A 26,816-nucleotide genomic window follows, 5' to 3' on the forward strand; every position below is an offset into this window, starting at 1 on the left:
CTACGGGTATCGGTAATAACTTTGAGTTGGTTGGAGTTGTCCAAAAAACCCCGAAAAACTACGGTGCGGTTAGCAGGATAGCCCTTGGGGTCAACCGTTGCCAGTTGAAAGTAACGAGCATAAGCTAGGCTCCGATTTCGGTGGAGTGCGCGAGCTAGGGGCGATCGCCAAAGAGCAATAGGCATTTTTTTTGAGACATAGCCCATAAAATAGCGCAAAGGTGCGCTTTCCGCATCTAATTATTAAATTCGCCACGGGTCGCACCTAAATGTAGGGTAGTTTCAAGCTCAGGATGGAAGCAAGCCCCAAGTTGGCTGACTAAACGTTAGAATCCCAATTAGAATCCCAATTTCATCAGCCATACAACTATTGGCAGCACAACCAGCACCAGGAGATCAACTCATGTTCCTTAATGAACTGACACCAATTTTTGAAGAATTTACTCAGCAGCCTGTCGCTTTTTTGGGCGGATTTTTTTCAGGAGTGTTCCGCCTGAATCTCTCAGATGATCCTCTCAAGAGTTGGCTAGAGGCTCAAAATGGCTCTGAGATATACAAAGATGGTCATAACAGAAGCGAAAATGATAAAAATAAAGGGCCGCAGTCTATTTCCATTGATTAAGAGCTAATTCAACTATATTTAGCGTGGTTGTTTGGGGTCTAATTGGTGCTTAAGCACCACCCCAAGACATTTTTTTGATGAATTATTAAATACTGTCAACTAGACAACCACTGATAATCCCGTAAGTGAGCTATCATGAAACGGTATTCACAAGTTCAGTGGATTCCTTTGGTAAAACTTTGATTTTGCTTCCCCCCCCTGAGGTGGTTGCCCACTGTCGAAATTTACCACTGGTTCCTCAGATATGACCGTGAGCAACCAAAATACGTTGTACTCCGTTATTCTGTGCCTCTGAACTTTAGTTCTATGTTCTGCCTCATCGATCGACATGACCATTTACGTCGGAAACCTGTCCTATCAAGCCACCGAAGACGACTTAAAAACAGTTTTTGGAGAATACGGCACCGTTAAACGAGTTGTTATGCCCACAGACCGTGAAACCGGCAAAATGCGGGGGTTTGCCTTTGTGGAAATGACAGAATCAGATCAAGAAGACTCAGCTATAGATCAATTGGATGGTGCTGAGTGGATGGGACGTAGAATCAGGGTCAATAAAGCCAGACCTCGGGAAAATCGTAGTAACGCTCCACGGCGCAATAATTCCTGGTAGTAACTGGTAATAAGCTGTTGAACATCTAATCGGTATAACTGATTAAGTGTTCTTTAAGAGTTCTGAATTTGACCGTTGACCGTTGACCGTTGACCACTACCAGTCAACAGTCAACAAGATTCATGTACTTAAAAGGTTCATGATATCAAAACAGTCTAATCTCCTAGACAAATACCCAATCCTCTAGCGGTTCTGACCAAAGTTCCGTTGGGATTGACGGCTTGATAATGCTTAATGGTTTCCTCAATCGGTACGCTGACAACCTGGCGATATTGCCATGTAACCATCTGGTCATATCGTTCATTGGCGATTAAGTCAACTGCTGCGACACCAAAGGCTGAGGCAATTAAGCGATCAAGGGGTGAAGGAGTGGCACCCCGCTGGGTGTGTCCAAGAACTGTAACTCGCGTTTCCGCTCCAATGGCATTACAAATCTCTTGGGCTAGATATTGACCAATACCACCTAAGCGACATTCACCAAATCCAACATTACTCTGAAGCACCTCACCGCTTGCAGTGCGAACCGCCTCGGAAACCACGATTAGACAAAAGTTTCGCCCTTGGTCCTGAAGCTGCTTGATTTTGTGGCAGACATTCTCAAGGGTATAAGGAATTTCTGGAATCAGAATAACGTCAGCCCCTCCTGCAATGCCAGCACTGATAGCAATGTGACCAGCATCACGCCCCATCACTTCTAAAATCATCACCCGGTCGTGGCTAGCCGCTGTGAAATGTAAGCGATCTAGAGCTTCGGTGGCAATGTTAACGGCAGTGTCAAACCCAATGGAGCGCTCGGTAATGGCAACGTCATTATCGATAGTCTTCGGTATACCTACCAATTTCATCCCCCCTTGTTGGGCAAGTTTGCGCAAAATAGCCAAACTACCATCGCCCCCAATACCAATTAGACCGTCTAGACCCAGTTGGTGATAGCCATCAGCAATATCAGCGCTGCGATCGCATAGCGTACCATCTGGCATCGGAAAAGCAAAGGGGTCGCCTTTGTTAGTAGTGCCAAGCATTGTACCACCCATAGTCAAGATCCGATCAACCTTGTCCAAAGTTAGGTTAATCGCTTGAGGCGGATTTTGCATCAACCCCTGAGTAGCCCGACAGATGCCAAGCACCTCCCAGTTGTAAGTAGCCACAGCTCGGTGAGTCACAGCTCGAATCACCGCATTGAGACCAGCACAATCTCCACCACTGGTGAGAATGCCAATGCGTTTACGTTCTCCCATAATCTCCGTTTAAGGTTGTAATGCCTATGTTCACATCAATTTGACCTCAGGTATAGGCTCCAAGACAAGAAAAATGGTGTGAAGATTTGATTTCTGTATTTCTTCTAAAGTTATTAAGCATCATCAAAAATGCCTCCCTAAGATAGAGAGTGAAGAGGACTAGGCACTGGGCCAATCGGTACTCTTGCGAACACCAACATCTCTGACAAACCACGTGCCCTAAGACCTAGGGAGGACAAAAATTATGGCAGAGGTAGCTGAAGCTAGAACTCAAGAAAGAGCCCTGGATCGGGATTGTAAAACGTTATCCCGTCACGTTTTCGAGCAACTCCAAAGTTTTTCCATGGAGGCACAAGACCTAAGTGCCCTCATGAATCGCATCGCCCTAGCTGCTAAGCTAATTGCTCAACGCATGAGCCGAGCTGGTTTGATGGAAGGGGTGTTAGGATTCACGGGTGAAGTCAATGTGCAGGGTGAATCTGTCAAAAGGATGGATCTCTATGCCAATGATGTTTTCATCTCGGTATTTAAGCAAAGTGGTCTCGTCTGTCGCTTGGCCTCCGAGGAAATGGAAAAACCCTACTATATCCCGGAGAATTGCCCAATTGGACGTTACACTCTGCTGTATGACCCCATTGATGGTTCCTCCAATATCGACACGAACTTGAATGTTGGTTCGATTTTTTCGATTCGTAAGCAAGAAGGAGATGATCTAGACGGGGAAGCCCGTGATCTTCTCCAAAACGGGCATAAGCAAATTGCTGCTGGCTACGTTCTCTATGGTCCTAGCACAATCCTGGTGTATTCCATCGGTACTGGTGTTCATGCCTTCACCCTCGACCCAAGTTTGGGAGAGTTTATCCTGTCGAAGGAAAACATTGAGGTGCCAGAACATGGCCCAGTGTATAGCACCAATGAAGGAAACTTCTGGCAGTGGGAAGAATCCATACGGGACTATATTCGCTATGTCCATCGCCATGAAGGCTATACCGCTCGCTATGGCGGGGCATTAGTGGGAGATTTTCACCGCATCTTGTATCAGGGCGGTGTCTTCCTTTATCCCGGTACTGTTAAGAAACCAGAAGGGAAGTTGCGTCTACTATACGAATCTTCTCCCCTAGCCTTTTTGATAGAACAAGCCGGAGGCGCTGCCAGTACAGGTACCGAAGACATTTTGGATACTGTGCCAAAAACCCTCCATGCTCGTACTCCATTAATTATTGGCAGCAAAGAGGATGTAGCTTTGGTCAAGTCCTTCATTGAGGAAAAGGCAAGGCAAGCGCAAGAAAATTTGGAAGTGGCAGGGCACGTAGATCAGGGTTAAAAGGTTGAAGGTTAACCGGTTGAAGGTTAATCGGTTGCAGGTTAATCGGTTGAAGGTTAACTGGTTGAAGGTTAAGCGGTTGAAGGTTAAGCGGTTGAAGGTTAACAGGTTGAACGCGATCGCGTGGCCTTTTGGCCAAGGTTAAGCGGTTGAACGCGATCGCGTGGCCAAAGGCCAAGGTTAACTGGTTGAAAGCGATCGCGTGGCCAAAGGCCAAGGTTAACTGGTTGAAAGCGATCGCGTTCAACCAACCAACCTTCAACCTTCAACCTTAAACCTTAAACCTTAAACCTTCAACCAACCAACCTTCAACCTTCAACCAACCAACCTTCAACCTTCAACCTTCAACCAACCAACCCTACACCGAACCCGAAAGGTGAACAACCTTAAACCCTTGAAAAATAACACATAAGGAGCTAAGCAATGACAACGACAGCCGAGAATCCGATTTTTCAGATTGAAAAAAATTATGGTCAGAGTATCTGGATGGATAATCTCAGCCGCACGCTGATTGAGTCTGGAGAACTAAAAGAACTGATTAAAACCCGGGGAATTTGTGGGATAACCTCCAACCCAGCAATTTTTGAAAAAGCGATCGCAGGCAATGCCATCTACGATGCAGATATTGAAGCCGGTATTCGTGCCGAGAAGTCGGTGATGGAAATTTACGAATCCCTGGTATTTGAAGACATTTCTAATGCTTGTGATATCTTCAAACCTGTCTACGACCAAACCAATGGGTTAGATGGTTACGTCAGCATTGAAGTCCCACCCACTATCGCCAAAGATACTCAAAGCACGATTTCCGAAGCCCAACGCTATTACGAAGCTATTGGTAGGGAAAACGTGATGATTAAGATTCCCGGTACCCCAGAAGGGTTACCCGCAGTAGAGCAAGCTATCAGTGAAGGCATCAACGTTAATGTCACCTTGCTCTTCTCTGTAGAAAGCTACGTTGAGACATTCTGGGCTTATATCCGGGGTTTGGAAAAACGAGCCGCAGAAGGGAAAGATATTAGCAAGATTGCTTCTGTAGCTAGTTTCTTCCTCAGCCGCATTGATACCAAAGTGGATGCCAAATTGGAGGAAAAAAGTGCGGCGAGCGATGACCCCAATGTGACAGAGAAGCTAAAGGGAATCGAAGGCAAAGTTGCGATCGCTAACGCTAAAGTTGCCTACCAGAAGTACAAAGAAATTATCCAAAGCGATCGCTGGAAAGCTCTATCAGCAAAAGGTGCACAGGTACAACGGTTATTGTGGGCAAGCACCAGCACCAAAAACCCTGCCTACAGCGATGTAATGTATGTTGATGAACTCATTGGACCTAATACTGTCAACACCCTGCCTCCCAATACCATCGAAGCTTGTGCCGATCACTGTTCCCCAGAAAGTCGGATTGAGACAGGTGTTGAAGAAGCTTACCAAACCATAAACTCTCTTAACGATCCTGATGTCAATATCAATCTCAGCGAAGTTATGGATGAATTACTTGAGGAAGGGATCGTTAAATTTGTTAAGCCCTTTGATTCCTTAATATCATCTTTAGAAAGCAAAGTCAAACTATTGGCTACGGTGTAATAGAAGACGTTGAAGGTTGCCAGTTAATTTAGGTTGAAGGTTGTTGGGTGACAAAATAGCTTCGTAAGAAAGCTAATGTAAAGTCTTAACCTTGGCTTTTAGGCCACGCTACGCGAACACCCTTCAACCTACCCTAAAAGGGACGCCTGAGCAAAAACAACCTTTAACCTTTAACCTTTAACCTGATAACCTTTAACCTTTAACCTTTAACCTTTAACCTTTAACCTTTAACCTTCACCTTGATCACCTTCAATAGGCAAAGATGGTTACTCTGCTAGAAAATCCCTTAAGAGTGGGCTTGCAACAGGAGCGCACGCCAGAACCATTGATTATGGTGATTTATGGCGCGTCCGGAGATTTGACTAAACGCAAGCTCGTACCAGCACTTTACCAGCTTAAACGAGAACGACGCTTACCACCAGAAATTACCATCGTTGGTGTTGCCCGTCGAGATTGGACTCATGACTACTTCCGGGAACAAATGCGGGAGGGAATTGAGGAATTTTCCGACGGGATTCAATCGGAGGAGTTGTGGCAAGACTTTGCCGATGGCCTGTTTTACTGTTCCGGTGACATGGATAAAGCCGAAAGTTACCAGAAGCTGAAAGCCTTCTTGGCAGAACTCGATGGTAAACGGGGAACACGGGGAAACCGGGTATTTTATTTAGCCGTAGCTCCCAGATTCTTTACAGAAGCCATCCAGCAATTGGGGGCAGCGGGAATGCTGAGTGACCCAATGAAGCAACGCTTGGTAATTGAGAAACCTTTTGGGAAGGATTTAAGTTCAGCTCAATCTCTTAACCGAGTGGTACAAAGAGTCTGCAAGGAAGAGCAAATTTACCGCATTGACCACTATCTGGGCAAAGAAACAGTTCAGAATCTGTTAGTGTTTCGCTTTGGTAATGCTATCTTTGAGCCTCTTTGGAATCGCCAGTTTGTTGACCATATCCAGATTACCGTAGGCGAATCAGTAGGGGTAGAGGAACGGGCAGGTTACTACGACAAATCCGGCGCACTGCGGGATATGGTGCAGAACCATTTGATGCAGCTATTTTGCCTAACGGCCATGGAAGCTCCCAATGCTCTGGACGCTGACAGTATGCGTACTGAAAAGGTCAAGGTAATTCAAGCTACTCACCTGGCAGATATTCATAATCTAGAAAATTCAGCAGTGCGGGGTCAGTATGCAGCAGGTTGGATGAAAGGCAAACAAGTGCCTGGGTATCGGGAAGAAAAAGGGGTTGACCCCAATTCCACTACTCCCACCTATGTCGCCCTAAAGCTACTGATTGATAACTGGCGCTGGCAAGGAGTTCCCTTTTACCTGCGCACGGGGAAACGACTACCGAAGAAGGTCAGTGAGATCTCCATTCAGTTTCGTAAAGTTCCCCTAATGATTTTTAAATCTGCGGCTCAGCAGACTAGCCCCAATGTCTTAACTCTGCGCTTGCAGCCCAATGAGGGAATTTCTCTGCGTTTTGAGGCGAAACGGCCAGGACCAGATTTGCGCACCCGTACCGTAGATATGGACTTTAGCTACGGTTCTTCCTTTGGTGTGGCAACCGCTGATGCCTATAATCGGCTGTTACTTGACTGTATGTTGGGGGATCAAACCTTGTTTACCCGTGCTGATGAAGTGGAAGAAGCTTGGCGGGTAGTGACACCAGCCTTGGCAGCTTGGGATGGTCCAGCTGATCCAGCATCCATACCTCAGTATGAAGCAGGAACTTGGGAACCGAAGGAAGCCGAACACCTAATTAATCGAGATGGACGTCGCTGGCGCAGACTTTAAGTTAGTTAGTCAGTAGTCACTACTGACTAGTGACTACTGACTAATCAGGACTTACGCACAGACTCAATGGGTAGGGTGGGCAAAACCTTGCCCACCCTACAGGTAGCGTTAAATTGCGGGATTTGCCTAAGTCCTATAATGACTAGTGAGTAATGACTATTGACAAAAAACAAGTGAATTGCTATGGCTACACAATCTCCTCCGTTGCTTTCGATACAACCACCCAAAGATGTTTCCTTGGGTGAAATTGAAGCGGAACTGCGTCAAATTTGGCAAAGCTATGGTGAAAACGGTGACTCTCCCAGTGCGATCAGGGCAACGACCTTTAGTTTAGTGGTTTATGAACCGGAAGAAACCCAGCAGCTATTAGCAGCACTGGGATATTATTCCGGTCCAATTGATGGTATTCTAGGCCCGCGCATGGTCGCTGCTCTCAAGGCAGCACAGAAAGCCTACGGATTGGAAAGAACGGGTAGAGCAGATGAGGCGACTAAGGCAAAACTACGGGAAGAATACAATGAATCTGTCCAGAAGGGACAGACCCAGAAGAAGCTAGAGTATTCCGGTGATTTAGAAGGATTTGGAATTGCCGATGCGATCGCAGCCTCTAACCCCTGTCGCATTATTGCCCTTTGTCCTATTGCCGGAGAAGATGAAGGGGTTAAGGCTCAGGTATCTGCCTCTTGCCCAATTCAAAAGCAAAGCCAGAGTACATTAATATGTTGTGAATACATCACCCTAACTGGCACCGCTGCTGCTTTGGAACGGATTAGTGGTGTCATTTCGGAATTGATGTTACCAGAACTGCCGAAATTCCTCTGGTGGAAGGGAACTCCTGATCCTAATTATGGGTTGTTCCAACGCTTAGCAGGGCTAAGTAATACCGTCATTGTTGACTCAAGTAGCTTTAGCAATCCAGAGGAACAGTTATCACAAATGTGTGAGCTGATCAATCAGGGCACACCAGTGGCTGACCTGAATTGGGCACGGTTGGCAGCATGGCAAGAGTTAACCGCAGAAGCATTTGATCCACCAGAACGTCGTGGGGCAATCTACGAAGTTGATCAAGTTACCATTGATTACCAAAAAGGGAATGAGGCTCAAGCACTGATGTTTCTCAGTTGGTTAGCGTCTCGCTTAGAATGGGTTCCCAAGTCTGATCTCAAAGAGGGTGGGGATTACGACCTGCGGCGTGTTAAATTTATCAGACCCAACCAGCAACCTGTAGAAGCAGAATTGGCAGCTATCCCGGTAGCTGATGTCGGAGATGTGGCAGGTGATTTGATTAGCCTGCGCTTGGGTTCGACCAACCTGCAAGCTGATTGCTGCACTGTATTGTGTTCACAAACCACTGGTTGTATGCGGATGGAAGCTGGTGGTGGGGCTCAGTCTTGCCGCATTCAGCAGGTATCGCCTTTGTTTGACCAGAAGACAGAGTTTTTGCTCTCTCAGCAATTACAACGCTGGGGTCGGGAGATGCTATACGAAGAAAGTATGGCAGTGACCAAGGAAATTTTGAAGTTGACGGTAACAAGTTGAAGGTTTGACAGAAGCGTTGAAGGTTAACAAGTTGCACGTTCAATGTTGAGATCATAAACTTTAACCTTAAAACCTTAAACCTTCAACTCTTCAATGGCTTTAATCATTGCTGGTGAACGTAGTGGGGTGGGCAAAACAACAGTTACGCTCGCCCTATTATCGTATTTATCCAGATGTAACTATACAATTCAATCCTTTAAAGTCGGTCCGGATTACATTGACCCGATGTTTCATCAGCGGGTTACGGGACGTCCTTGTCGGAATTTAGACCCAGTATTAACCTCTGAAGATTATGTTAAAGATTGCTTTTATCGCCATTGCCAGGGAGTAGATTATGCCCTGATTGAAGGGGTGATGGGGTTATTTGATGGAGCATCAGGAAAAGATGATTTTGCCAGCACAGCTCATGTAGCGCGGCTGTTAGACGTGCCAGTGTTATTAGTGTTGGATTGCTCTCGGTTATCTCGTTCCGTGGCTGCGATCGCATATGGCTATCAATCCTTCGATCCCAGGATTACCATAGCTGGGGTAGTTTTGAATCGAGTCGGAAGCTCACGCCATTTGGAATTGCTGAAGGATGCTCTCGAACCGTTACACATTCCTGTATTAGGAGAGCTACAGCGTCAGGATAATATAACTATTCCCGATCGGCACTTGGGCTTGATACCTACTGCTGAAATTACTCAACTGGATGCTTTGATTAACCGACTTGCTGATCTAGGACAGAATTGCTTTAATTGGGAGCATCTTGACTCACAGTTGAAGGTTGGCCACCAGCAACCTCTAACCTCTACTAACCAGCAACCTGCTCTAATCCGAATTGCTGTAGCATGCGATCGCGCTTTTAGTTTCTATTACCAAGACAATCTCGATAGTTTGGAACAGCTAGGAGCAGAGTTAGTGTATTGGAGTCCCCTCACCGATACCACTTTACCTCCTGATATACAAGGGATGTACTTTGGTGGTGGTTTTCCAGAAGTTTTTGCTGAGCAACTCGCCGAAAATACTAGTGCGCGAGAGTCAGTGCGAACAGCGATAGAGTCAGGAATGCCCACTTATGCTGAGTGTGGCGGATTGATGTATTTAGGGGAGCAGATTACAGATTTTGACGGGAAATCTTGGTCAATGGTAGGGGTATTACCCACGGTTACGGTGATGGGAAAATCCCTTACTTTAGGATATCGACAGGCAACTGCTTTGGTCGATGGACCATTGTTACCTGTCGGAGCAACGGTTTGGGGACATGAATTTCATCGCTCCCACTTGACAGTCATGCCCTCCCATCCCTTATTTGAGTTACAGGGATATCACCAGAGAAAGGTTGGAGTTGAAGGTTGGCAAGTCTATCAGCTCCATGCTTCCTATGTTCATCTCCATTGGGGTAGTTGTCTTGAGGTTCCCCTGCGATTTTTGCAACGCTGTCAGCAGTTCACTTTTGAGGGAGTGACAAGCTAGTTCAGGACTACATAGGCAATCAGTCTAGTTTCTTCTTTAAAAGTTTCTCAAATCAACATTTGCCTCTTGCCTCTTGCCTTTTGCCTCTTGCCTCTTGCCTTATTTAACTACTTTTTTATGAGCTATTCCACCAGTACAAAAAAATAATAACGGAAGTGACAACAATGAATTGAAGTACCGAAACCATCAAATATTAGCACTGTTCCCTGTTCCCCGTTCCCTGTTCCCTTGAAACCCAAATACTATATCCTCAACTATTCTTCCCTTGCTATATTTTCAGGCAACGCAATAATATTCAGTCTTCCTTGTAAATCCTCCCTAGAATTTATCGGAATTAGCTGCCCTAGGTAAGGCTGATATTGATATAGTTGATAGTTCTTGGATATGAGAAAATCAGCAACAGCTAGGTTACTCCCCCGACTCCCTGCAATATTTTCGTACAGTATCGTTGGGGTAAATTCCGTCAAAATCCTGTTGCTCCCTGCTAAAACTTGCAGTTCGTGACCTTCTGCATCAATTTTAAACAAATCAACCTTGCTAATAGCTTCTTGCTCCATCAAACTATCCAGAGTAAAGCAGGAAACTTCCTCAAAATTACCAGATTTTACAGTTGCTTGTTCATCACTAGAAACAATTTCATTAAGTTCGCTCGCACCATGAAGAGCCAGTTGAGCTGTACCATTGCGATCGCTAGCTGCTCCTGCACACACTTTCACCCAGTCTAACTGATTAATAGTACAGGTTTCTTCTAAACAACGAACACAACCAGAAAACGGTTCAACCGCTAGCACACAGCCTTCTGATCCTACTCGTAAAGCAGCACTAAAAGTGTAGACTCCCACATTAGCACCAACATCAATAACAGTCATTCCAGGTTGGAGCCAGTTGCGCCAAAACTCCATTTCTTTTTCAAACCAGTCTCCTTGAGCAATTAACACACTTGTCACCAAACTCCGGAGACTTGGCTCAACCGCTAATAGTAACTCCTCTTCAAAGGTCACATAAGTAAATGGACTTTCAACCTCCAATTCAGTCCATTCAAACCCGATTAAATCCGAATTTTCGTCCTTAATCTCGCCAGCCCTAGCTAGCCCGATATCTCGCCAATACTTAGCTAAGTCTATCTGTCCTAAATCTCGATAAGCGAGGTATAGGGATTGTATAATCCTAGCAGAATATGGAGCCAAATTTTTAGCCTGGTGTAAATTAAATAATCCTTCCCATTGACTATTGATCAGGCTAGCAATTCCCAACTTTAAATGAATAGAGGGGGAATCGGAGAATAGTTGAACAGCAAGATGGAGAAATCGCAATCCCGTAGCATTATAAAATACCAATTGTGAGCGACATAAAACCTCACTTAACAAAAAAATTGATTGAGCGTAGCCATCCTCAGCGTCTAGAATGTGAGCCAATTGCTCATACCGATTATCTGTAAAGTCATTTCCAGGAGGTAGATAAACTAGTCCTAGAGGAATGGATTGCTCATTAATATCAGCAGGATGTAGGGTATTAATTAACGTTGGAAATGCTGTTTGTATCCCCTGCTCCATTTCTCCAGTCATGGCGAAAACTAAAGCTAAATGAGCAGCACACAGGGGATGACCAGACAACTCAATTCCCTGATTCAAAGCATCAAAAGCCATCTCAAGATACATGGCACGTAGGGATGAGTTTTCATATTGCTCAGCTTCAACTAATGCTAATACCGCACAGTTGTTCAACTCTATAGCAGAAGTCGGATTATCCCAAGACGTACTTTCAATACTGGTCTCTACAGTAGATAAAGCCTCTGAATCCAGATTCAGACCAGCACTTTCGAGATATTGCCAATAGGAATCAGCATAATTGACAGACATTTCCACTTTCTCTTAATAAAAGGTTAGCTGTCCTATTTTTCCCTCTAACACGCAGTGATCGAGTGATAGGAAAGACGATAATGATCTATTTTTGTTCACCAATCCATTACGATTACTATATGGATTATCCCACAATCTGATCAACAAACCCCGTCAGCTTTTATGAATGCGATCGCTTCAACCCTCGAACCAATTGTCGAAAATTCCAATATCTACACCTGGGAAAACCTAGACCCAAGCTGGCAAGAGCGAATCAAACCAGCCATTGCTCCCGACACCCTTCCCAAGAGTATCATTTACCCTAGCACACCCGAGCAACTAGCCCAAGTCATAGGTCTAGCTCATTCCCAACATTATCATCTCCTCCCCTGTGGTAACGGCAGTAAATTAGGCTGGGGAGGTATCGGTAAAGACATTGATGTGGTAGTTAGTACCAAGCACCTAAACCAAATCATTGACCACGCCGTAGGAGACTTGACAGTTACCGTAGAAGCCGGAGTTAAATTAGCTGACTTACAAGCTATTTTATCAAAAACCGGTCAATTTCTAGCATTAGATCCAGCTTATCCCCAAGAAGCAACCATTGGAGGTATTATTGCTACCGCAGACAGTGGCTCCCTAAGTCAACGCTATGGAGGGGTTCGGGATATGTTGCTCGGCATTTCCTTTGTCCGCAGTGATGGACAAATCGCTAAAGCCGGGGGTCGAGTGGTAAAGAATGTCGCTGGATATGATTTGATGAAGCTGTTTACTGGCTCCTATGGCACCCTCGGAATTATCACTCAGGCAACCTTTCGGCTATATCCAATACCAGAAGCATCAGCAAGTATGGTGTTGACAGGTGAAATGGATGGAATTGCCTCAGCTGTAAAAACAGTATTAGCCTCAGCCTTGACTCCCACAGCACTAGACTTATTATCCCCTAAGTTAGTCACAGAATTAGGGATTGGTCAGGAGATGGGATTGATGGTAAGGTTCCAAAGTGTAGCAGACAGTGTCAAGGAGCAATGTGCTCGAATACAGTCAGTTGCGGAACAGTTAGGGTTACGCAATAGTTTTTATAGTAACGGGGATGACACGAGTCTATGGGAATCATTAGCAAACTCAATTGGGAAATTGGGACAATCCTCAACAATTGTCTGCAAAATAGGAGTATTACCAACTGCTGCGGCTAAGACATTGAACACCTTGGAAAGCTTAGGAGGATTGGGATTGATTCATGTTAGAAGTGGCTTAGGTAAAGTGTGGTTTGAATCCCAAGCAGTTAGTTCAGAAATGATTAAAACTATGCGCAATTTTTGTAAAAATGAACAAGGATTTATGACAGTATTAGAAGCTCCCATAACCTTGAAGCAGGAGTTAGATGTTTGGGGATATCAAGGTAATGGATTAGAGGTAATGCGTGGAATTAAACAAAAGTTTGACCCAGAAAATGTTTTAAGTCCTGGTCGATTTATTGGAGGAATTTGATTTATGGGTTTTAGGGAGTCGGAACCCACCCCTAACCCCTCCCAGGAGGGGAACGGGAGTCGGGAGTCGGGAGTCGGGAGTCGGAAGTCGGGGTAAAAAACTTGAAAGTATCTTATAACTATCATAAACGCTATATCAATCATAAATGATAAATTCCCAATCACCATTCACCAGTAAACCTTAAACCTTAAACCTTAAACCTTCCCACCTTAAACCTTAAACCTTCCCACCTTAAACCTTAAACCTTCCCACCTTAAACCTTAACCCTTCCCACCTTAAACCTTCAACATTACAACCTTAAACCTTTAAAAATGACCAATATCCAACAACTAACCACGAATAAGCAAAATGGTTTTGATGCTGAAAAACCGCCCAAGCAGGAATTGATTGATTCCTGCGTTCATTGTGGCTTTTGTCTTTCCACCTGTCCGAGTTACCGAGTTATTGGGAAAGAGATGGATTCCCCTCGGGGTCGGATCTATTTAATGAATGCCATTAGTCAAGGGGAGGCTCCCCTGGCCAAGGCGAGCACACAACATTTCGATTCTTGTTTGGGATGTTTAGCTTGTGTAACAACTTGTCCGTCTGGGGTTCAGTACGATAAGCTAATCTCCGCCACTCGTCATCAAGTTCAGCGAAATCAGCCTCGTAGTTTTCCTGATTGGGTGTTTAGACAGCTAATTTTTAGATTGTTTCCCTATCCGGGGCGATTGCGTTCATTATTGTTTCCCTTATATCTCTACCAGACCTTGGGCGTACAGAAACTAGTGCGCTCTACGAATTGGCTCAAACTGCTATCTCCTCGGTTAGCAGCCATGGAGTCAATGCTGCCAAAAGTTACTCTAGATTCGTTTCGGGATAATTTGCCCGATGTTATTCCCCCTGTGGGCAAGAAGCGTTACCGGGTAGGAGTAATACTTGGCTGTGTGCAACGGTTGTTTTTCTCCCCAGTGAATGAAGCAACGGTGCGGGTGTTGACCGCCAATGGCTGTGAAGTGGTGATTCCCAAAACCCAGGGCTGTTGTGCGGCTTTGCCAGAACACCAAGGACAAACAGAGCAAGCTCAAGCCTTGGCACGACAGATGATTGATAGCTTTGAGGGCACAGAAGTTGATGCCATCATTATTAATGCTGCTGGCTGCGGTCATACCTTGAAGGAGTATGGTCACATCCTCGAAGATGACCCCGAGTATGCCCAAAAAGCTCAGGAATTTGCGGGTAAGGTAAAGGATGCCCAAGAGTTTCTAGTTAGTGCAGGACTAACGGCAACCCTTTCACCGCTTAGGGATGAGCCATTGACTATTGTCTATCAGGATGCTTGTCACCTATTACATGGACAGAAGATTAGTGTACAACCGCGACAGTTATTGCGGCAAATTCCAGGAGTGACTTTACGGGAACCGATGGATGCCGCCTTGTGTTGCGGTAGTGCTGGAGTTTACAACATGCTGCAACCGGAAGTAGCGGATGAGCTGGGACAACAAAAGGTGAATAATTTATTGAATACTGGGGCAGAGTTGATTGCTTCCCCGAATCCAGGCTGTTCATTGCAGATCAAGAAGCATTTGAAGCTGCAACGAAAAGACATTACCTTAATGCATCCGATGGAGTTACTGGATTATTCGATACGAGGATTAGGAATTTAGCTTTAGGCACACAAGAACAACTGTCAACAAGTAACTAACTCACACAAGACCTAAGTATCCAACCAATCACCAAACCCAATCCCCCAAAGCGCACCCCATGCCAAAACGGTTCCCGTAGACTATGCCAAGAAAACAACTGACTCTCTAAATTGAGCTCCAAGACTTCCAGTTGTTCCTGGATTTGCCTTAACTCAGCCTTTAGGGCTTGTCGATTAGTTTTAGTATTAGTAGTTTTAGTCTTATTACTATTAGTCTGATTACTTTTAGTCTTGCGCAAGTCTTTCCTAACTTGCTCTCGACGCTCCTGGAGTTGAGCTTGCTGTCGCTGATCCCGCTGCACCTGAGTATAACGTTTCTTGAGAGTATTAAGCGATCGCTCTATCTGACCCAATTCCTCTTCAAACTCAGCAACATCTTGTTGATCCTCTCTATTTTTTGCTGAATTACGGTAAGATGAATCAAACGATTCTGGAGGCATATAGCAATCCTAAATCCTAGGTTAAAATAGTTGGGAGTTAGTCAGCACTGACACACTCCCCCACTCAGCACTCAAAAAACAATGCCTGAATCCATCCAATTCCCCAAAACTGATGCTAAGATCGAACCTAGCACTCTGGAATTGGCTCAAGCCTTAGCAGAGCGTTTGGCGATCAGACCCAATGATTGGCATCGCCTCAAGTCTAATCGCTCCGCCCGAGCCAGTGAGCAGGCTGCTGCTGCTTTGGTATTTCTGCTCAATGAACATCCAGAAGAAGCCCTTGAACGATTGCGCCAAGCATCTGGATGGCTAGACCGCTCTATTTCAGCTCCCCCGTGTCCAACTCATGGGACACGAAACCCTAAGTAACGAAACCCTAAGTAAAATAGGTGCTTAAGACAATAGGGGCCGCTTAGAGGGATGCTTCACTTGTTTACAAAGCCTAATTTCTGTGCCCTGGTTATTCCAGAGGACTTGATCGAAGATTTGGTGAAGGAGGCTCATGCCCCTACCGCTTTCTGATTCATCGCAGGGTAGGCTAACGTCGGTAGTCTCTTGGTCGTCACCATGGGTAAAACCAGACCCTTCATCTGAAATTACCCACCAATATTCACCATTGACTACTGAAAATTGAACCTCTACGGTCTTACTTGGGTCTAAATTATTACCGTGCTTTGCTGCATTCACTAATGCTTCTTGTAATCCCAGCCGGAGTTCCGGTTGCCATTTATTGGGAATTTGTTCAAGAAGCAAATCGAGGATCGGGCAAAGGTAAAGGGTAGAAGCAAAGCTAACCGTTTCCCAACCGCACTCAGCCGGACTCAAAGATGTGCCAATCACTCAAGAAACCCCTAGCTTTTTTTTGGTGGACTTGATATAATAGGAGGCTAGATACCTGATTTTTATCGGTTTACCCCTAAGCACGGCTGAATCGTGCTCAGGGAGAACTGGACTAGGAACTCTCGATTTCTTGAGGTTGGCTTCTATATTCAGACATGAAGATTCCTGCTAGCATAGCTAAACTACAACCTCTATATGGTTAATTATTCTGTTAATTAGTTCAATAGGTTTTTCACTAATGTCGCTGCTTTACCTATCAGCTCAATGGCAAAAATGCCTAAACAGCGCTATAATAGCCATTTAGCGTTACTCATATTCTGTAACCTTGTTTATTTCTGATTCCCTACGTCTATAGTATCAGAAAATTTTCGCCCAGACCAGACCCTTCTGGGTAATTTCCTCATGAAATACCAGTGAAATAGGTAAATAATTGATGTAGATAATTGAGACTATACATAAAGACTATACATAAACAAACTATTTCTATGCCCATGGAACCCTTGGGTAAGCTGCCAATTCCCCATCACCAATAATTCCCCATCACCAATCAGGGATGATGCTTGGGTGTTCCACAATTGGGCAACGCCAATATCAGTGCTCGAGAAAAGCAGCACATTCTACATGGGAGGTTTGAGGAAAGAAGTCAGCAGGTTGGATGTGGGTTAACTGGTAGTAACCGTTGAGGCAAAGGAGTTTGAGGTCTCGTGCTAGGGTAGCTGGCTTACAGCTGATATAAACGATCCGTTTTGGTGCCACTTGCCTGAGGATGTCAATCACTGCTGGAGAACATCCCTTACGGGGTGGGTCAAGTAAGACAATATCTGGCGCTATAGTCAAATGGGGGAGTAACTGGTCAACTGATCCCGCCTGAAATTTCACATTAGTGATCCGATTGTTCAAGGCATTTTGCTCAGCTTGCTCTACTGATGCGGCTTGCACTTCAATACCGATAGCTTGGCTTACCTGTTGAGCAAGGGGTAGAGTAAACGTCCCAATGCCACAGTAAGCATCAACTACACATTCATCCCCCTTCAGGGCTAGCTGTTTAATGATTAGGTTTAACAAAACCTCAGCCGCTTCAGTATTAACTTGGAAAAACGTATCTGGTCGCAGCCGCAACTCAAGACCAGCAAAGTTCTCCCTCAAGTATGGCTGACCGGCAACACAATAGGTTTGGGAACCAAAAATGACATTACTGCGGTGGGGGTTATGATTCACACAAACACCAACCAGTTGGGGATAACGATTTAGCCAAGTTTGCCCTTGGACATCCAAGTCTTTTAAATTCAGATCCGTTGTGACCAAGGTCAGCAACATCTCGCCAGTCCGTTGTCCAATCTGTAACGAAAGGTGACGCAATCGTCCTTGGTGGCGGCTTTCGTTGTATATCGACCAACCCAATTGCTGAATATCCTGCTTAATTTCCCCTAGCAGAGGATTCAATCGCTGGTCTTGCACGGGGCATTGATTAAGATTAATCAGCTGGTGGCTACCTTTTTGGTAGTAACCCGCTTGAACTGAACCCGTTGCTGAGCGTTTGAGGGGATAGGTAGCTTTGTTTCGATAGCCCAAGGGAGAATCTGTGGTTAAGATTGGTGCTACGGCGGGTTCGCTAAATCCACCAATGCGTTTGAGGGCTTGAATCACCTGATTTTGCTTAGCCAACTTCTGATAATCCCAGCTAACATGCTGCCATTGACAACCACCACACTTATCCGCGACGATACATCGGGGACGAACACGATTAGGGGATTCCACTAACAGTTGGTGTAACTTACCAGTGGCATAGTTAGGTTTGACCCGCATCAGGCGCACCAAAGCTCTATCCCCTGTGACAGTATCCGGAACAAAAACGACCCGATTTCCTAGGCGTCCAACGCCATCACCACTATCACTGAGGTCTGTAATCATTACCTCAATCAGTTGACCTTGTTGCCAACACTCAGGGCTGGGCTGATTAGTTATCATCATTGGCATTATATAGCAAAGGGAACAGGGAGTAGGGAGTAGGGAGTAGTGAGATCGGATTCAGTCGCTCATGGTGGAAACCCCCTCAGGTCGGCGCACCCTTCGCTACCTGTAGGGTGTATTATTAAGGTATCCTAGTAGTTATAGCGTTTTTGCGTAAATCCTGATAGTTTTGTTGTAATGCCAGCTTGAGATGGCAAGAGGGGGCAACGGATAGTTCAAGGGAATGTAAAGGATGGGGTAAGAGGGGAAAGAGACTATCGATGCAAGCATGCATGGGTTTTGCTCTATTTGTTGATCTTATGCCCAATGCCCTTCCGTTGTGTCACCCAAAGTCGGTAAACTACTAATTAAAAGTTCTGGCAAGAAGTCCCGAGCTAAAATCTGTAATTTAGCTTGGGATGAATCGCCTGAGTAACTCAATAAAAAACTCCATAAACTAATAACATGAGTGTAGTTAGTCAAGTCATTCTCAAAGCCGACGACGAGCTGAGATACCTCAGCTCTGGTGAACTCAGAAGTATCAATGATTTTTTGCAAAGTGGTGAGCAGCGATTGCGCATTGCTGCCACCCTGTCGGAGAATGAAAAAAAGATTGTACAAAAAGCCAGCAGTCAGCTGTGGCAGAAACGCCCTGACTTCATAGCACCAGGAGGCAATGCCTATGGTCAGCGTGAACGGAATCAGTGTTTACGGGACTATGGTTGGTACTTGCGGTTGGTCACCTATGGTGTACTTGCTGGTGATCAGAAACCTATTGAAGACATTGGTATCATCGGGGCAAGAGAAATGTATAATGCCCTAGGTGTGCCAATGGCAGGGATGTCAGAAGCGATAAATTGCTTAAAAGAGGCATCTTTGGGAATCCTAACCGACGAGGAGGCTGAGCTGACAGCTCCTTTCTTCGATTACATTATTCAAGCAATGTCTCCTAAGTCCTAAGGTAAGCTATCAGCTATCAGCTAATGCGCTACGCGCACGCATGCGCGTTCAGCTTATGGGCATAGGGCAAGCTACACTGAACAGCTTTTGAATAAAACAGGTAAGCATTCGTTTAATCTCTGTTACGTCAGCTGTCAGCTGACAGCTGGCGGCTGACAACTGACCTCCTAAGTCATTGGTGATTAGTCATTAGTCATTGGTCATTGAATACTAGGATATGGTTAATTGTCCATGGTCAATTAACAATTAGCCATTAACAATTAACAATTAACAAAATACTAATGATTAATGACCTCAAATCCCACGCATTTTAGTCGTGGGATTCTTTAACAAAAACTCGCGGAATTCCCCAACCTCTACGTTCGCGTAGCGTGGCCTACGGCCAAGGAGGTTGGGGATAGATAGCGAGCCAGGAATTTGAGGCAACACCTTGACACCTTACTGTGAACTCTACATAATAGTAAGTAAGGTCGATAACAGGGTTGAGTGCAATGAAACATAAAGCCGTCAAAGTCAGAATCTATCCCACAAAAGAACAAGTAATGATACTAGCTCAGCACTTTGGATGTGCTCGCTGGTGGTGGAATTATGCATTGAATCAATGTATAGAAACCTACAAAGAAACGGGAAAAGGACTGAAGCAATCTGCACTCAACTCTATGTTGCCGAAACTCAAAAAAGAAAAAGAGACTGAATGGCTAAAAGAATGCTACTCTCAGGTTTTACAATCTGTGAGCTTGAATCTTAGTCGTGCCTATCAGAACTTTTTTGTTCGCGTAGCGTGGCCAATAGGCCAAGGAAGAGCAAAATACCCTAGATTCAAGTCATATCATCATCGCCAGTCAATCCAGTATCCCCAAAATGTAAAACAGGTGGGCAATAGCCTAAAGTTCCCAGGAAAATTAGGAGTTGTTAAAGCTGTAATTCATCGACCATTAGAAGGGGAAATTAAGACTGTAACAGTAAGCTTTGACCCTTCTGGCAAGTATTACGCTTCTATTCTAGTGGAATACGAATCAACAGAGGTTAAAGTATCTCAAGAAGGGAACGTGATTGGCATTGACTTGGGCATCAAGGATTTTGCGATTACCTACGATGGCGAGAATAATTCTAAATTTGGCAATCCCAAACACTTAGCTAAATACGAAAAGAAATTAGCTAAAAAACAACGTATCGCAGCCCGTAAAAAGAAGGGCAGCAATGGTTGCAAAAAAGCGCGCAAAATTGTAGCTAAGGTATACGAACGTATTGGAAATGTCCGCCAAGACTATCTGCACAAGCTATCTAGAAAGATAGTAGATCAAAATCAAGTGGTAGTAGTCGAGAACTTAAATGTCAAGGGCATGCTGTGCGCTACGCGCACGCTTCGCGAACGTAACCACAAATTAGCTAAAGCAATATCTGACCTGGGTTGGGGAACTTTTGTAAATTTCCTTTCTTATAAATGCGAAAAAGAAGGAAAAATATTGCTCGAAATAAACCGGTGGTTTCCCAGCTCTAAAACTTGCTCTAATTGTCATTACCGAATCAAAGAGTTACCACTAGATGTAAGGTCTTGGACTTGCCCAAACTGTGGCAGCCATCATGATAGGGACGGTAATGCAGCTAAGAACATGTTTAGCAGAAGGTATCAGAATGCTATCCTCCTCTGGGACGGGGGAGGTCAACGCCAGGGTCGAAGAAGTAAGACCAAAACGAGGACGTCCATCCAAGTTGAGGTGCGACCCGTGGCGAATTTAATTCGCCGACGGAAAGCGCACCTTCGGCATTCTTCCGTGTTCGCGTTCGCGCAGCGTCGCCTACGGCGAAAGCGTGGCCAAAGGCCAAGCTGGAAGCCCCTACCTCAATGAAGTAGGTCGGGGTAGTTCACATGTGGTTAATCAAAAAATTGCCCTGGCTTTCATTATCAATTCTTCTGTTAAGCCATAGTATTTTTGGCTGGATGATATCTGTTGACTATCAGGAATTGATTACGGTAGAACACACTACATCAGGCTCAGATCTTTCCTTATTTAAGGTATCGGTATGGCTCTGGCTGATCGGAGCAGTTTATATCTTGTTGATGGCTTTGGCTATAACTGCTCCAGTGTATCAGATTAGAAAATTGTACGGGACTTGGATGAAATCTGATGCTAAAGCTTTTGTTTCCGTAATTTTCAGCTCTTTCCTAGGCGTTATCATCCTGCGCTGGATTCATTATTCTAGCCGTATCCTGGTGCTGATTGCTGCTGCTGCCTTAACCAGATTAGATCTTCAAACAGAAGGATACGGTGAATGGCAGGCTTTCTGGATTATCTGTGGGGTTTCTCTAACAGGTTTTAGTGTAGGGTTATTACTAAATCAGTTACTAATAGCAATTATATAGCCATGTTGATAGAAATGAGTGTCGTTTTTTTGGTAATGGGTAATGGGTAATGGGTAATGGCGATATCCGAGTCGTCAACCTTAAACCTTCTAACCTTAAACCTTCTAACCTTAAACCCTTAGTGGTGCAGAGAAGTCTTGAAAGTAGTGGTAGGTATAGAGTCTCAATAATAAGACAGGGATAGCATGACAGGGGGATTCCATGAGAAGCTTAAGGTCCCAAACTTAAAGCAAATTTCATGGAATCTCCCCTTTTGCATCGTCAACTACAAGACCAATTGTGTCAATGGGTTCTACCCAAAGATCAACGTCACCTGCAAGGGTATAGTGAAGCCGTCGCTGCCATTTTGCAATCCGAGAGTGCTTGTTTGAGTAAGTGGATTCCCTACTTGGATCATCGAGACTGCACAGCCCGTGCCCACATGGAGCGGCTTAGCTATTTGGTTCACAATGAGCATATCAGTGCTGAGCGCTTCTATGACCCCCTACTCCAACACGTGCTTCAAGCCTTTGAGGGAGAGTCCCTCACACTGACCTTAGACACCAGTATGCTGTGGGATCAGTTTTGCCTGATCGAGGTGTGTTTGGCGATTGGTGGACGCTCGTTGACCTTGGCTCAAACAGTGATCGAGCATGGCAGCGCCACGGTTGCCTTTGAGCAGTATCAGGGGGTTTTAGAAACTGCTAAAAGTTTGGTGCCCCTCGGCTGTCACGTTACCTTATTAGCTGACCGGGGCTTTGAACATGGTGCATTGCTACGCTGGTTAGACCAACAGCAGTGGGCTTGGGTCATTCGGGTCAAGTCTGAAAAGTTAGTCACCTTAGCCTCGGGACGAACCCTCTCGGTTCAAGCGTATGCTAAGCCCCCAGAGCAAGCGTATCTGTTCAAAGAGGTCACTGTCTTAGGGGATCTTGATTGCCATTTGGCCACGGCTCATGTCCCTATCGCTGAAGACCCCTGGGCGGTCAAGTCGAGTCAACCACCCTCACTCAAAACCTTTGAGCTCTATGGCAAACGCTTTGGCGGCATTGAACCGCACTTCAAAGATTACAAGTCGGCTGCCTTTGATATCCTGCGTTCTGGCTTGCGGGATGAGAAAGGGCTTACTTGCTTGGTGATGTTGCAAGGGTAGTGCTTCACTCATTGCCTTGATACTGGGCATGATGCTCGTTCTAAAGGGCCAGCGCCCTCGGATTGATTGGCATGGCCAAAGGGGACTGAGTTTTCTGCAACTTGGCTTGCGGGAACTGGCTCGACTTTGCTATCAACGCTTACCGTTACCCAAACTTATTGGCTTGACAAGATACAATCCTCCTCCTGCTTCGGCTTCGTTGCGAAAACAGGATGAATGGAACTGCCGAATTGAGTTTAGTAGGGTCGTGTTTATTCTCAACCTGAGACTTCTCAGAGTTTTCTGCACCACCAAGCCTTAAACCTTAAACCTTCTAACCTTCTAACCTTCTAACCTTAAACCTTCTAACCTTAAACCTTCTAACCTTCAACCTTCTAACCTTCAACCTTCTAACCTTCTAACTAACCTTCTAACCTTCAACCTTCTAACCTTCTAACCTTCTAACCTTAAACCTTCTAACCTTAAACAATAAACACTATTAATCTGTCTGGGGCAGTTTAATTTGAACTGCTCCTTCTGGTGTGATGATAACTTTACCACCTAGGGCTTCAATTCTACTAATGGCGATTTTGCTAGTGCGAGGGTCAGGGGAGTTATTTAAAACCATTGACCAAGCACTCACTTGAGCTATCTTACTAGTAGGATTGCGCCTTATAAATTCAGCAGTTTTGCGGGAAATTTCAGCAATGTTTTGACTTTCTTCATCAGGGGATTTACTTGCCCAATCTGCTGATTTTTCAAAGGATTGTTGGGCAGCTTTAGGGTCACCCAAAAATAATAATTCATCAATTCCTTTGTAACGCCACACATAATAAGACTGAGGAGGAACTTTAGGGGATAGTGACTGGAGTCCTTTTTCCATTAAGGCGACAGATTTTTCTGGCATTCCTGCATATAAGGAGCTACTGCTAGATAGAAAGAAATACGCTGTTAAAAATTTGGGGTCTCGGTTTATAATAACCTCAAAGTACTCTGGGCTAAGCTGATAGCTAGTAATTTGGCGAGCGTCTTGATCACCAAAGTACTGAAGGAAATTCAGAAATACCCAATCAGCTAATACATTATCGAAGCCAAATGTAGGTAGTCTCTCAAGCAGATTGAGATACACTTGTGTTGCTTCTACATCTCGCTGGAGGTCTGCAGGTGAGGTGTTTTTGGAGCTTTGTTTGAGGGCATTGAGTTGGGGTTGCTGTAGCTTGCCAACTGCTATCATACAACCTAGGAGAATTATGATTGCTCCTAGGGATTGGGTTAGTCTTTGAGGAAATTGCCAAGGCATCTGTCTAAGATGAAGCATAAAGGCTGAAGTATTAAGTACCTAGGAGCTGAGGGGGTGACATGAGCACTAAAAAGTTATATAAGGCTTTGATGCGAATAAGCTCATGGAAGATACAGTCCCAAATTAACCCTCGATTCATTGTCTTGATGCAGTCGCTCATGGGGGAAACCACGGCAGTTGCTCATGGGGGGAACCCCCTTTGGCGGCACTGCATCGCTAAGTAACTTATGGGCTGAAATTATTACCCAGTAATGATTTCAGCTTGCATGTCACCCCCCCAGGAGTTTTCATTATCCTTCGGGGGCTCGTTCTTCCTTCTCCATCTACTCAGACTTTCTTCTTCTTGGCAACCCCCTCTTGGCAATGCTTTCAGCTACTTGTGTCAGTCAGCCAGGGTAAGAGGTGACAAATCCTGTGTACCTCATAGTCATGAAAAACATAGTATAGTTATGAAAAACGCTGTACTTTCTATAGACTTTACTTATACCTAAACTGCTATATATTATTAATCATGTATACAAATATCTGTCCTTTTTGAAATCATCCAAATTCATGCAACGTCGTGACCTTCTCTTTAAATATGGAGTTCCAGGCCTTTTAGCTACTGTTGCTCTTGTACAGCAGTATGCTTCCCATCAATTGTCTCTTACCCCTTGGAAAGGCGGAGGGTTTGGCATGTTTTCTACCCTTGATTCACCAGCCGCCCGCTTCCTTCGAATCTATATTGTGACTGACCAAGGGAAGACTCAGGTCAAGTTACCTAAATGGTTGGGTAAGCTCGCAACGGAGGTACGCACGATCCCCACAAAAAACCGTCTATTACGTCTGACTCGTGAGCTGGCTCAAAGCCAATGGATAAGTTACGCTTCGCCTAGCTCCGAGCCACCTACTCTCAATGAAGCTACTGTCAATGCCACGGAGGGAGATACCTCAAGCGACTACGTCTCCAACTTGGATTCGGAGGCTCCCGATCTTATAGATCGCCAAAGCGAAGTCCAACTTCAAATACAACGATTAACCCAATTATTGCCTCCGGAAGTTCTAAAAAAAGGTAAATCACTACCTAGTAAGGCTGAATTTGTCGCTGTTAAAGAGGTGCAAGTTGAAGTATGGCAATATATGTTTGATCCTGAATCAAGCCAGGTCAAGGCACACAAACTTTCATCATCTGTCGTCAAAAGATTGTCCTAAAGAGATTTGAAGAGTATGAGTATCTCAAAAAGTAGCCAGGTGGAGATTCAGAAACAGCCAGCAACGGAGATAAATACAGATGAGATAAACCTAAGTTTGGGAGCTTTTATACGCTATATCAGGGAAGCAGATATATTTGATTTGTCGGCAATCATGACTCTGCTACTGCTGTTGACTTATCCTACCGATTTTTGGTACGTGGTAGTGCCAGTCCGAATTCTTTGCATTTTAGGACTTGTCTATCCAGCTTGGCAGCGGAATTACAGATTTTGGCTCTTGATTACTAGCATCGTTTTGGCAGGTGACCTCTACAACTGGTTCACCATAGACAACCATAAGTACCTTTTGGCCTACTGGTGCTTGGCGATGTGCTTCTCTGCCCGAAGTAGCAATGTTAAAGAAACACTTGCAGTAAATGCGAGACTACTGATTGGCTTGTGTTTTCTTTTCGCAACAATCTGGAAAACTATCTCTCCTGATTTTCTCAATAGCATAGCGTTTCACCATATTCTTTTGACCGATGTGCGCTTTGCCAATGTTGTGGATCTGCTTGGAGGGTTGCCCAAGGATCTCCTTGCTGAAAATCGGTCAACCCTTAGTAGTCTAGTTGCTCCTATGAGCAATCTCGAGTCAGTTGTATTGCAAGACTCTCAAACTGTTGGGATATTGGCTAAATTGTTCACCTATTGGGGTGGGGCGATCGAAGCTCTCGTGGCGATCGCTTTTCTGTTTACCAAAAGTCAGTGGCTGTCCAAGATACGTGATCTATTTCTGTTAACGTTTATAGTCACAACCTATGCGATCGCACCTGTTATGGGTTTTGGCTGGACGCTGATTATTATGGGCATTTCACAAGCAGAGCCCACCTTTAAAAACATCCGCTTGTACTATGTACTGGCATTTGTTCTACTCCAAATCTACCTATTTCCCTGGAGAGACATTGTTGAAAATTCACTTGGTTTCCTTAGTTGATACTGTCGGTATTAACCTTTGGTATAATCCGGTTACTCTTGAAAGATTTAAGACAGGATTATAATACCCACCGACATATATCTATACCTTAGGTACTGACTTTTTTACACTATTAAAAAATACTAATTTTGATAGTGTTGACAGGGTTCAAGCCATCCTCTATGTATGGGAAGAAACTTTCAATTCCCATACCTGGTGATAATTGAAACCTGTAAGGGCTAGATATCATATTGGCAAAAAAAAACGGAAAGTGTGGGAAGCAGGCCATAGGAGAACGGTAAACCCATCTGATCTTTAGTATTTCTATATTATATATGTAGTCTTTATTAAATTCAATATATCCTATACATATATATAAGACATTGTCAACAATCACAATCACGCCTGGTTTATGAGAAATATCTCACGTTTGTTGACAAGATAACTCTACCCTGTATAATTAAGCAGGTGGACAAAATCAATTCCACATTTAATAAAACTCAAAGCCTTACAATGTAAGGGTTACAGAGATAGCGAG

The 26,816-nt window shown here is 44.7% G+C and carries 24 protein-coding genes and 3 pseudogenes; 16 read left to right on the forward strand and 11 right to left on the reverse strand.

The window, feature by feature from the left end; translation table 11 throughout:
- Positions 1-185, reverse strand: a pseudogene (locus tag F6K46_RS04835) (pyridoxamine 5'-phosphate oxidase); the annotation flags it as partial.
- Positions 186-402: 217 nt separating this feature from the next.
- Between F6K46_RS04835 and F6K46_RS04840 the strand changes: the two are divergent.
- Together F6K46_RS04840 and F6K46_RS04845 are read left to right on the forward strand one after the other, a co-directional pair.
- Entirely contained in the window at positions 403-621 is a 219-nt protein-coding gene (locus F6K46_RS04840) for a hypothetical protein (RefSeq protein WP_070394887.1), read from the forward strand.
- A 328-nt stretch (positions 622-949) separates the two neighbouring features.
- Entirely contained in the window at positions 950-1,231 is a 282-nt protein-coding gene (locus tag F6K46_RS04845; RefSeq protein ID WP_070394885.1) for an RNA-binding protein, read from the forward strand.
- A gap of 155 nt (positions 1,232-1,386) precedes the next feature.
- Here the strand turns inward: F6K46_RS04845 and F6K46_RS04850 are convergent, their stop codons facing one another.
- The gene (locus F6K46_RS04850; RefSeq protein WP_075902799.1) at positions 1,387-2,469 is read right to left on the reverse strand and encodes an ATP-dependent 6-phosphofructokinase; all 1,083 of its coding nucleotides are present in this window, start codon (positions 2,467-2,469) and stop codon (positions 1,387-1,389) included.
- A gap of 244 nt (positions 2,470-2,713) precedes the next feature.
- Here F6K46_RS04850 and fbp point away from each other — a divergent pair, with 244 nt between their 5' ends.
- Positions 2,714-3,793, forward strand: a complete 1,080-nt coding sequence (fbp, locus tag F6K46_RS04855) for a class 1 fructose-bisphosphatase (protein ID WP_075902797.1) — start codon at positions 2,714-2,716, stop codon at positions 3,791-3,793.
- Here the strand turns inward: fbp and F6K46_RS04860 are convergent.
- Positions 3,726-4,055: a hypothetical protein gene (locus tag F6K46_RS04860; protein WP_293053336.1), complete on the reverse strand. Its 330-nt coding sequence runs from the start codon at positions 4,053-4,055 to the stop codon at positions 3,726-3,728. The two genes, fbp and F6K46_RS04860, sit on opposite strands and share 68 nt — an antisense overlap.
- Before the next feature lie 161 nt (positions 4,056-4,216).
- Here F6K46_RS04860 and tal point away from each other — a divergent pair, with 161 nt between their 5' ends.
- The 4 genes from tal to F6K46_RS04880 all read left to right on the forward strand — a co-directional run bounded on the left by tal (position 4,217) and on the right by F6K46_RS04880 (position 10,157).
- The gene (gene tal, locus F6K46_RS04865; protein WP_293053334.1) at positions 4,217-5,371 is read left to right on the forward strand and encodes a transaldolase; all 1,155 of its coding nucleotides are present in this window, start codon (positions 4,217-4,219) and stop codon (positions 5,369-5,371) included.
- Between the two features lie 262 nt (positions 5,372-5,633).
- Positions 5,634-7,163 carry a glucose-6-phosphate dehydrogenase gene (gene zwf / locus F6K46_RS04870; protein WP_293053332.1) on the forward strand — a complete coding sequence of 510 codons (1,530 nt, stop codon included), beginning with the start codon at positions 5,634-5,636 and terminating at the stop codon, positions 7,161-7,163.
- A 183-nt stretch (positions 7,164-7,346) separates the two neighbouring features.
- The gene (opcA, locus tag F6K46_RS04875) at positions 7,347-8,702 is read left to right on the forward strand and encodes a glucose-6-phosphate dehydrogenase assembly protein OpcA (RefSeq protein ID WP_075902789.1); all 1,356 of its coding nucleotides are present in this window, start codon (positions 7,347-7,349) and stop codon (positions 8,700-8,702) included.
- 93 nt (positions 8,703-8,795) lie between these two features.
- Entirely contained in the window at positions 8,796-10,157 is a 1,362-nt protein-coding gene (locus tag F6K46_RS04880; RefSeq protein WP_293053330.1) for a cobyrinate a,c-diamide synthase, read from the forward strand.
- A 254-nt stretch (positions 10,158-10,411) separates the two neighbouring features.
- Here F6K46_RS04880 and F6K46_RS04885 read toward each other — a convergent pair whose 3' ends face one another.
- Positions 10,412-12,016 carry an FkbM family methyltransferase gene (locus tag F6K46_RS04885; RefSeq protein WP_293053328.1) on the reverse strand — a complete coding sequence of 535 codons (1,605 nt, stop codon included), beginning with the start codon at positions 12,014-12,016 and terminating at the stop codon, positions 10,412-10,414.
- A 162-nt stretch (positions 12,017-12,178) separates the two neighbouring features.
- Here F6K46_RS04885 and F6K46_RS04890 point away from each other — a divergent pair, with 162 nt between their 5' ends.
- Positions 12,179-13,486, forward strand: coding sequence for an FAD-binding oxidoreductase (locus tag F6K46_RS04890; RefSeq protein ID WP_293053326.1), 1,308 nt, complete (start codon positions 12,179-12,181; stop codon positions 13,484-13,486).
- A 311-nt stretch (positions 13,487-13,797) separates the two neighbouring features.
- A complete protein-coding gene (locus F6K46_RS04895) occupies positions 13,798-15,132 on the forward strand; it encodes a heterodisulfide reductase-related iron-sulfur binding cluster (RefSeq protein WP_293053324.1) in 1,335 nt (444 codons plus the stop codon).
- 34 nt (positions 15,133-15,166) lie between these two features.
- Here F6K46_RS04895 and F6K46_RS04900 read toward each other — a convergent pair whose 3' ends face one another.
- Entirely contained in the window at positions 15,167-15,610 is a 444-nt protein-coding gene (locus F6K46_RS04900; RefSeq protein WP_293017399.1) for a DUF2203 domain-containing protein, read from the reverse strand.
- 81 nt (positions 15,611-15,691) lie between these two features.
- Between F6K46_RS04900 and F6K46_RS04905 the strand changes: the two genes are divergently transcribed.
- Positions 15,692-15,979 carry a DUF6439 family protein gene (locus F6K46_RS04905; protein WP_293053322.1) on the forward strand — a complete coding sequence of 96 codons (288 nt, stop codon included), beginning with the start codon at positions 15,692-15,694 and terminating at the stop codon, positions 15,977-15,979.
- 24 nt (positions 15,980-16,003) lie between these two features.
- Here the strand turns inward: F6K46_RS04905 and F6K46_RS04910 are convergent, their stop codons facing one another.
- The 5 genes from F6K46_RS04910 to F6K46_RS04930 all read right to left on the reverse strand — a co-directional run bounded on the left by F6K46_RS04910 (position 16,004) and on the right by F6K46_RS04930 (position 18,841).
- Positions 16,004-16,450: an anti-sigma regulatory factor gene (locus F6K46_RS04910; RefSeq protein ID WP_293053320.1), complete on the reverse strand. Its 447-nt coding sequence runs from the start codon at positions 16,448-16,450 to the stop codon at positions 16,004-16,006.
- 449 nt (positions 16,451-16,899) lie between these two features.
- Positions 16,900-17,025, reverse strand: a complete 126-nt coding sequence (locus F6K46_RS04915; protein ID WP_293053318.1) for a hypothetical protein — start codon at positions 17,023-17,025, stop codon at positions 16,900-16,902.
- 16 nt (positions 17,026-17,041) lie between these two features.
- Entirely contained in the window at positions 17,042-18,427 is a 1,386-nt protein-coding gene (gene rlmD, locus F6K46_RS04920) for a 23S rRNA (uracil(1939)-C(5))-methyltransferase RlmD (protein ID WP_293053316.1), read from the reverse strand.
- A gap of 115 nt (positions 18,428-18,542) precedes the next feature.
- Positions 18,543-18,695 carry a hypothetical protein gene (locus F6K46_RS04925; protein ID WP_293017404.1) on the reverse strand — a complete coding sequence of 51 codons (153 nt, stop codon included), beginning with the start codon at positions 18,693-18,695 and terminating at the stop codon, positions 18,543-18,545.
- A 23-nt stretch (positions 18,696-18,718) separates the two neighbouring features.
- On the reverse strand, positions 18,719-18,841 hold the full coding sequence (locus F6K46_RS04930; protein ID WP_269087059.1) for a hypothetical protein: 123 nt from the start codon (positions 18,839-18,841) through the stop codon (positions 18,719-18,721).
- A 24-nt stretch (positions 18,842-18,865) separates the two neighbouring features.
- Here F6K46_RS04930 and apcD point away from each other — a divergent pair, with 24 nt between their 5' ends.
- The 4 genes and pseudogenes from apcD to F6K46_RS04950 all read left to right on the forward strand — a co-directional run bounded on the left by apcD (position 18,866) and on the right by F6K46_RS04950 (position 23,158).
- Entirely contained in the window at positions 18,866-19,360 is a 495-nt protein-coding gene (gene apcD / locus F6K46_RS04935) for an allophycocyanin subunit alpha-B (RefSeq protein WP_293045677.1), read from the forward strand.
- 491 nt (positions 19,361-19,851) lie between these two features.
- Positions 19,852-21,100: pseudogene (locus F6K46_RS04940) on the forward strand (RNA-guided endonuclease TnpB family protein).
- Between the two features lie 202 nt (positions 21,101-21,302).
- A complete protein-coding gene (locus F6K46_RS04945; RefSeq protein WP_229415439.1) occupies positions 21,303-21,725 on the forward strand; it encodes a hypothetical protein in 423 nt (140 codons plus the stop codon).
- Positions 21,726-21,963: 238 nt separating this feature from the next.
- Positions 21,964-23,158 (forward strand): annotated as a pseudogene (locus F6K46_RS04950) (transposase).
- 177 nt (positions 23,159-23,335) lie between these two features.
- On the opposite strand, the gene F6K46_RS04955 reads toward F6K46_RS04950, so the two are convergent.
- Entirely contained in the window at positions 23,336-24,154 is an 819-nt protein-coding gene (locus F6K46_RS04955; protein ID WP_293053312.1) for a hypothetical protein, read from the reverse strand.
- A gap of 534 nt (positions 24,155-24,688) precedes the next feature.
- Here F6K46_RS04955 and F6K46_RS04960 point away from each other — a divergent pair.
- Together F6K46_RS04960 and F6K46_RS04965 are read left to right on the forward strand one after the other, a co-directional pair.
- Complete coding sequence (locus F6K46_RS04960) at positions 24,689-25,327, forward strand: hypothetical protein (protein WP_293116818.1); 639 nt, start codon at positions 24,689-24,691, stop codon at positions 25,325-25,327.
- A gap of 15 nt (positions 25,328-25,342) precedes the next feature.
- Complete coding sequence (locus F6K46_RS04965; RefSeq protein WP_293053308.1) at positions 25,343-26,299, forward strand: hypothetical protein; 957 nt, start codon at positions 25,343-25,345, stop codon at positions 26,297-26,299.
- Positions 26,300-26,816 lie beyond the last annotated feature (517 nt).

The organism is Moorena sp. SIO3E8, assembly GCF_010692445.1.
Classification (GTDB): Bacteria; Cyanobacteriota; Cyanobacteriia; order Cyanobacteriales; family Coleofasciculaceae; genus Moorena; species Moorena bouillonii.